We start from the raw sequence: 6,260 nt of genomic DNA on the forward strand, positions 1-6,260 counted from the left end.
GTTCTCTTTCACATTCTTTCTGGAGCCGAAACTCCGAGAATATACAAGCCGTTTTTGAGCACAGTTTTGACTGCCTGACATAACTGGAGTCGGGCAGAAGTTAATTGTGCATTCGCTGTTATTATTCTTACTTTATTATAGTAAAAATGGAACAAAGATGCAAGTGTCTGCAGATATTTTGTTAAATAATGCGGCGCATAGTTTCTGGCAGCCAATTCAATAATATCCTCAAAATACAAAATCTGTTTTATCAGTTGGCGTTCTTCTTGCAGTTTCAAGTTTTCTAATTTGGAATTTGGAATTTGGAATTTGGAATTTGCTTTTTCTGCTTCTCTGAATATAGAACAGATTCTTGCGTGTGCATACTGAACATAATATACTGGATTTTCAGGCGCTTGTTTTTTGGCTAAGTCCAAATCAAAATCCAAGTGGGCTTCCATATGTCGCATCAGATAAAAAAACCTTACCGCATCTACACCGATTTCATCAATAAGTTGGGACAGTGTTATGTAATTCGCTTTCCTTGTAGACATTTTCACCTGTTTACCCGAAGATGTTAGTGTTACAAATTGATATATTTTAACTACTATTTTTGATGTATCATATCCCAGCACTTTTAATGCCGCAATCACATCCGGATATGTATCTTGATGGTCGCACCCGAACAGGTCAATTAAAATATCGTAATCCCTTTCATATTTTTTCCTGTGATATGCTATATCCGTTACTCTGTATGTCGGTTCCTTATCCGTAGTGGAACGGAGTAAAACTTTGTCTTTTGATGCACCAAATTCCGTTGACTTGAACCATAACGCCCCCTCTTTCTCATATGTATAACCTGTAGAATTCAAATCGCTTATTGTTTTTTTTATATCACCTGTCTGGTAAAGAGAACTCTCATTAAAATAACTGTCAAATACCACGCCCATATTTTTGAGGTCTTTTTTTATACCAGCAAAACAATATTCAATAGCCACATTTTTGAAATAATCCAAATCCTTTTCGGTCAGATTATCGCCTTTTTCCAGACGGCATTTTTGTGCTATTTCTTTAATATATTCCCCTTGATAGTGGTCTTCCAAAAAACTTACATTTTCGCCTATAAGTTGTCTGTATCTCAAATAAACCGAATTTGCCAGTATTCCCATTTGAAGACCGGCGTCATTGAAATAATACTCCCTAGTAACCTTACAACCCAAACTTTCAAGAATCCTGGAAATAGAATCTCCTATCACAGTTCCACGTCCATGTCCAACGGTAAGCGGTCCTGTAGGGTTGGCTGAAACGAATTCAACAAGAATCTTTTTATTTTTTAGAAAACCGGTTTTACCGAAATTATCTGCCTGGATAATTGCCCTTTTAAGTTGTTCAAAAAGAAAATCGTCTGACAAAATTATATTTATGAAGCCGGATTGAAATTTAGCATCCGCGATAATTTTTTCTTTTTTCAGTTTTTCTATTATTGGAGCAGCGAGTTGAGATGGATTTTTTTTAAGAATTTTAGAAAGCAACAATGCTATATTTGTTGATACATCGGCTGTTATAGTAGCTGGTGGTAATTCCACTGAATAGCTTAGACCATTGATAATTTTTAACTCAGTTAATGCGGTATCAATTATTTTTTTTATTTCGTTTAACATTTTTCAGTTTTTCCGTACACTCCGTGACTTAATGACAACCTTTTTTGCTACTGCCCAGTGGCTTTCCAGATTATAAAATCTTCTTAAACTATCGTGCATTATATGAATAACAACCCCACCGTAATCTAGAACCGCCCATTTTGTTTTAGGTTTTTTCTCTTTTTTGTAAGGCGTTACCGTCAGTTTTTCTTCAACTGCCGAGAAAAGTGTTTTGATATGTGTCTCGGAGGTGCCACTTGCGATAACAAGATAGTCGGCAAAGTCAGAAATTTTACGAACATCAAGCATAATAATATCTCTGCCTTTTTTTTCTTTCAATATCTGTGCAGCTTGCTTTGCAATTTTTCTAAAATTTAGTTTCTGGTTCTGTTCCATATATCTTTCAGATTTCGTGTTGCCGATAAGTCGACAAGTCGAAAATATGAATTTAGTTCCCGGCTCTGTTCCATATATCTTTCAGACCCTGCCAGTCCCGACCTATAATAATTGTTACATCAACCCCGCGTGATTCATCAATTTTTGTGATTACTTCTTTTGCACCAATTGATGCGGCAACATGCTGTGCTTTTTCAAGTCGACCCATTCTGTCAATCACCAATGTTTTTTCATATTTGGAATCCCATTCGTAAGAGCCGATTTTTATTACATCAAAATTCTGTTTGATAAGAAACCGCCGCATTTTTCCAGCCAGATTGGGTTTACCAGCTGCATTAAATATTTCTACAACAATATCTGAATATGTAGCAAATTTTTTGATATCTGAGACATAGCCAGTCATCACTAACTCTATTGATTTCTGGATTGCTGAGAGGTCTGGTATCCATACACCGCGAACGGGTCTACCGGCAAGTGATTGCAATCTGATATTTGAAGTAGGTGCGAATTTGAAGTCCTTCATCTCGTAAATGATAGTTAGTATATCCCACACTGAGATATTGGTATGTATATTTTTATACAGAATTTGTATAACCTCTGGAAATCTAACAATAACTTTTAGTTCTTTAATTTTATTCATTATTTCTTGCAAAAAAGATTGTTGTCTCAAGATTCTGTCTAAATCAGCACGATCGCCGGCTCTGTATCTGACATACTCTAATGCTTTTTTGCCGTTGAGCAAGTGTTCGCCTGTTGAGAAATGGATATGCAAGTTTCCCCAGTTATCGTCGTAGTCCATCCGCTGATCTATTTTGATTTTTATCCCGCCCAAAATATCAATAAAATTTCTGAACCCGTCGTAATCAATTTGTGCATAATACGGAATATCCAGCCCTAAAATTTCTTGGAGTTCATTTTTTACACTTTCTGCTGATGTATTATGGTTTTTTGTCTGTTTGTAAGTATATGCATAGAGTTGGTTAATTTTTCGGATTGCGACACCTTCAACTGTAATTCTGGTATCACGCGGGATTGATATCATATCTAAAAATCTTATTTTCGGATTGTAAGATATAAAAACGATTACATCGGAATGTTTGGCATAATCTACATCGTCTGTGCCGATAATAATGCCGTGGACTCGTCTGCCTAAAATTATATCCAGTGTTAGCGGGTTAAAAACTGAGAAGATAACAGTGATAAAAAGTAAAATACAGAAAAAGATTATGAATTTTTTCATTTATACAAATGGTTTTTTTTGATATAATTTTCTACTGTGAATGGAACAAAACGGTTTATTGATAATCCCTTCTTAAGTTGCTGTCGGATAAATGTTGAAGAAATATCAGGAATCCTGCCTGATAGTTTAATGAACCCGTATTTTTTACTATCAGCCGGGATTGGATAACGATTACGTTGGCCGACAACAAATTTACACATTTGAGTAAGATTGTCTGATTTTGCCCAACTGCTAAAACTGTTTGCTGAATCAGAGCCGATAACAAAGTATATTTCTGATTGAGGTGGATGGTATTTCGTTTGGAAATAATTTAATGTCTGGTAGGTATATATTTTTTTCTTTCGGTTGAGTTCAAATTCAGATATTAAAAATTTTTTATCGCCAGCAATAGCAAGTTGCAACATTTTTTTTCTGTGATATGCACTGACTAATTTTCGGGATTTATGAGGCGGTAAATATGCAGGAACAAAAATCAAAAAGTCAAGTTTTAATTGTGATACTGACTTTTTAGCAAGTATAATGTGTCCTGAATGAACAGGGTCAAAACTGCCACCAAGCAGACCGATTTTCATTCCCGTATCTGTCCATTTCCACAAACTACAAATTTGTATGATGTAAGTTCTTTTAAGCCCATCGGACCTCTGGCATGAATTTTTTGGGTTGAGATTCCTATCTCACTACCCATACCAAACTCGCCACCATCGGTAAATCTTGTAGAAGCATTATGATAAACAGCAGCTGAATCTATTTCATCAACAAATTTTTCGGCTGATTTTTTAGATTCTGTAACAATCGCATCTGAATGATGCGAGCCGTATTTCTCAATATGAAAAATTGCTTCATCAATTGATGACACAATTTTAATAGACAGTATCAAATCAAGATATTCTGTAGACCAATCTTTTTCAGTCGCCAGTTTTATATCCATATTTATAATTTTTTTTGTTTCTTTACAACCACGAATTTCTACACCTGCTTTCTTGTATTCAGCAATCATTATCGGTAAAAATCGGTTAGCAATATCTTTATGAACAAGCAGTGTTTCCATTGCATTACATACACCAGGTCGCTGAACCTTTGCGTTAAATGCGATTTTTATCGCTTTGTCAATATCAGCATCTTTATCAATATAAGTATGACATACGCCTTTCCCATGCGCAATCACAGGAACTGAAGAGTTTGTTCGGATATAATCTATCAGTTTTTTACCACCCCGAGGAATAATACAATCAATATATTCTGGTAATCTAATCATTTCAGTGATAACAGCCCTGTCTGTGTTATCAATAAACTCAATACTACTATCTGGAATACCTGACGAATAAGCTGCTTTACAGACGAGTTCAACTAAAACCTTGTTTGAGTTCACTGCCTCACTGCCACCTCGTAAAATTACGCAGTTGCCTGATTTAAGACAGAGCCCGACAGAATCTACAGTAACATTCGGCCGGGCTTCATAAATCATCCCAATAACACCAATTGGCACACGGACTTTTTTTATAATTAGTCCATTTGGTCTAATTGATTTTTCAATAATCTCGCCAACAGGGTCAGGCAATTTTGTAACCTGCCTCAAGCCGTCAGCTATCGCAAAAATCCTTTTTTCATTCAGTTTTAATCGGTCAAGCAGTGCTGACGACATCTTTTGTTTCTGTGTATTCTTTATATCTTTTAAATTTGCTGAAATTATTCTATCTGAATTTTTAAGAATGATATTCGCCATTTTGAGAAGAGCATTGTTTTTAGTTTTAGTTGAAACAAGTGCTAATTTTTTAGAAGCATTTTTTGCCCTTTTGGCTTTTCCAACAATATAGTTTTTTATATTCATACTTTCCAAATTTCACGCATTTTTCAAGTCATTGGGCAATGCAGGGATTGAACCTGCGACCCCTCCCGTGTGAGGGGAGTGCTCTCCCGCTGAGCTAATTGCCCGTAACATTTATTTTTGGACAAATGTCTAATAAAAAACAATTTTTACAATCAGGTTTTTGTGCCTTACAAATTTTTCTACCGTGTTCTATTAAGAGATTAGAAATTGCAAACCAATCTTTTTGGGAAACTATATTCATTAAATCCTGCTCTATTTTTTCAGGCTGCTCGTTTTTAGAAAGTCCCAATCGGCTTGATAACCGTTTTACATGTGTATCAACAGCAATTCCGTCAATAATACCAAAAGCGTTTGAAAGAACTATATTTGCTGTTTTTCGTGCAACACCAGGCAATGTAAGAAGTTCAGCCATTGTATTAGGAACCTTACCGTTATATTTTTTTTCTATTATTTTTGCCATTCCAATTATATTTCTTGCTTTATTGTGATAGAAACCGGTTGACCTTATTTCCTGTTCAAACTCTTTTATCCCTGTATTTGCATAATCGGCTGTATTTTTATATTTTCTGAAAAGTTGAGGTGTGATTTTATTTACGCGTTCGTCGGTACATTGTGCTGAAAGAATTGTAGCGACAAGTATTTCTATTGGATTAGAGAAATGGAGTGCTGTTTTTTTTACATCTGGATAATGTTTTTTCAATCGTATTAATAGTTCTTCTACTTTTAATCTTTCACCTTTCATTTCGATTCGCTCACCGAGAATAAATTCTCGGCTACATTGTAGTGCGAATTTGTTCCATTAACGGCAGGTTGAAACCTGCCATTCCACAAATTCTTTTTTTGGGCCCTGAGGGACTTGAACCCCCGACCCGCTGATTATGAGTCAGCTGCTCTGACCAACTGAGCTAAGAGCCCGTATTCCGTCTTAACTTATATTTTTAATCGTTTTTCCGTCAATAAAACTCATTTTTTCAATCACGACATTAGCCGACATTAAGCGACATTGAAAGACAAAAAATTACAGTTTGTAAGGGAAAATTAAGGGAAAGAACTTGTTGAGTAGACATCTTTATAACCTCCTTGTGGTGACAGCCCTATCGGGCTGTCGTGCCCCTCGCAGAACCGTGCTTGCAGATTGCCCACACACGGCTCTTCAATAACACTTCCTCATAAAGCA

The 6,260-nt window shown here is 35.8% G+C and carries 6 protein-coding genes and 2 tRNA genes; all 8 read right to left on the reverse strand.

Annotation, left to right across the window (positions count from 1 at the left end):
* Positions 1-8: 8 nt before the first annotated feature.
* The 8 genes from argS to AB1349_02255 all read right to left on the reverse strand — a co-directional run bounded on the left by argS (position 9) and on the right by AB1349_02255 (position 5,998).
* Positions 9-1,640 (reverse strand): arginine--tRNA ligase, encoded by a 1,632-nt coding sequence (gene argS / locus AB1349_02220; GenBank protein MEW6556152.1) that lies wholly within the window; start codon positions 1,638-1,640, stop codon positions 9-11.
* Positions 1,641-1,643: 3 nt separating this feature from the next.
* Positions 1,644-2,015, reverse strand: coding sequence for a ribosome silencing factor (gene rsfS, locus AB1349_02225; GenBank protein MEW6556153.1), 372 nt, complete (start codon positions 2,013-2,015; stop codon positions 1,644-1,646).
* Positions 2,016-2,067: 52 nt separating this feature from the next.
* Positions 2,068-3,255, reverse strand: coding sequence for an LCP family protein (locus AB1349_02230; GenBank protein MEW6556154.1), 1,188 nt, complete (start codon positions 3,253-3,255; stop codon positions 2,068-2,070).
* A complete protein-coding gene (nadD, locus tag AB1349_02235) occupies positions 3,252-3,827 on the reverse strand; it encodes a nicotinate (nicotinamide) nucleotide adenylyltransferase (protein MEW6556155.1) in 576 nt (191 codons plus the stop codon). Before nadD ends, AB1349_02230 begins: the two co-directional genes overlap by 4 nt.
* Positions 3,824-5,083, reverse strand: a complete 1,260-nt coding sequence (locus AB1349_02240) for a glutamate-5-semialdehyde dehydrogenase (GenBank protein ID MEW6556156.1) — start codon at positions 5,081-5,083, stop codon at positions 3,824-3,826. The genes nadD and AB1349_02240 overlap by 4 nt, the downstream gene beginning before the upstream one ends.
* Positions 5,084-5,115: 32 nt before the next feature.
* Positions 5,116-5,187: transfer RNA gene (locus AB1349_02245), tRNA-Val, on the reverse strand.
* Positions 5,178-5,825, reverse strand: coding sequence for an endonuclease III (nth, locus tag AB1349_02250; protein MEW6556157.1), 648 nt, complete (start codon positions 5,823-5,825; stop codon positions 5,178-5,180). Before nth ends, AB1349_02245 begins: the two co-directional genes overlap by 10 nt.
* 99 nt (positions 5,826-5,924) lie before the next feature.
* Positions 5,925-5,998, reverse strand: a tRNA-Ile gene (locus AB1349_02255).
* Positions 5,999-6,260 lie beyond the last annotated feature (262 nt).

The sequence above is a fragment of the Elusimicrobiota bacterium genome (assembly GCA_040757695.1).
GTDB lineage: Bacteria > Elusimicrobiota > UBA8919 > UBA8919 > UBA8919 > JBFLWK01.

Bases quoted from the DNA above. Each gene is read 5' to 3' on its own strand.
- argS (MEW6556152.1), bottom strand. From the start codon at position 1,640: ATGTTAAACGAAATAAAAAAAATAATTGATACCGCATTAACTGAGTTA.
- rsfS (MEW6556153.1), bottom strand. From the start codon at position 2,015: ATGGAACAGAACCAGAAACTAAATTTTAGAAAAATTGCAAAGCAAGCT.
- AB1349_02230 (MEW6556154.1), bottom strand. From the start codon at position 3,255: ATGAAAAAATTCATAATCTTTTTCTGTATTTTACTTTTTATCACTGTT.
- nadD (MEW6556155.1), bottom strand. From the start codon at position 3,827: ATGAAAATCGGTCTGCTTGGTGGCAGTTTTGACCCTGTTCATTCAGGA.
- AB1349_02240 (MEW6556156.1), bottom strand. From the start codon at position 5,083: ATGAATATAAAAAACTATATTGTTGGAAAAGCCAAAAGGGCAAAAAAT.
- nth (MEW6556157.1), bottom strand. From the start codon at position 5,825: ATGAAAGGTGAAAGATTAAAAGTAGAAGAACTATTAATACGATTGAAA.